The sequence below is a fragment of the Helicobacter labacensis genome, assembly GCF_003660285.1.
Classification (GTDB): domain Bacteria; phylum Campylobacterota; class Campylobacteria; order Campylobacterales; family Helicobacteraceae; genus Helicobacter; species Helicobacter labacensis.
The window spans coordinates 1-764 of the sequence record NZ_QXQQ01000058.1 but is presented as its reverse complement, the minus strand read 5'-3'; the positions used below and the strand labels follow the sequence as shown (position 1 = coordinate 764).

The following is a 764-nucleotide window of genomic DNA, read 5'->3' as shown; positions in this document are numbered from 1 at the left end:
CCATAAGTCTAAATCTTGCACCTTGATATCCATAGAACGCATGATCTGATCTTGCAAAAAATTTTGATTGGCAGAAGCCAACTCCGGATGAAAAAGGTCATATAAACTATCAAGGAAATCGTATTGCGCCTTGATGGATTTAAAATCTTTAAAATAGTGGCGCATAGTCGGGGTCTTCGCGCCTTTAGTCATGTTTAAAATATCTTCTTGAGTTGCCATGTTGCTCAAGTAACTATATAAATCTGGTGAGTCAAGCTTGGCTTGCAATGCCTGTAAATAATCTGTCATATCTAAACCCTGATGATAAGCCCTTAACAAGGGGGTGTAGATCAATTCTATGCCCTTTAAAAATTCTAGCGTGCTCTTTTGGGCATTAAAGGGCTTAACACGCTCGGGAGAATCATCTCTACATTCAAAGTCAGGGATATAGTCGTGCAAAAGGGTAGCGAGGTTAAACATCTCAAGGGCTTTGAGTGCTTGGATCATTTGGGCTTGCTTGGGGGTTTTGGGTTGAAAGGCTTGTAAAAGCGGGATATGATTGACAAAGGCTTTTAGGTGCTTGACAAGGGCGGGTGCCTCCTTTTGCATGGCAAGTGAATAGACTATGTCATTATCTATGCGATCGCAACGCTCTTTGAAGGCTTGGTAGTAGATTTTAACCATCAAGGCACGGGCTTGTTGCATGTCTTGGATTAAACTAGGGTTTATAGCCCATAGGGGGCTGATGAGTAGAAGTATGCTAATTAGGCGAGTCATTAAAATCC

At 41.8% G+C, this 764-nt stretch carries 1 pseudogene; it reads right to left on the bottom strand.

Features of this window, described 5'->3' with window-relative positions:
* Positions 1-764, bottom strand: a pseudogene (locus EAO33_RS08875) (hypothetical protein); the annotation flags it as partial.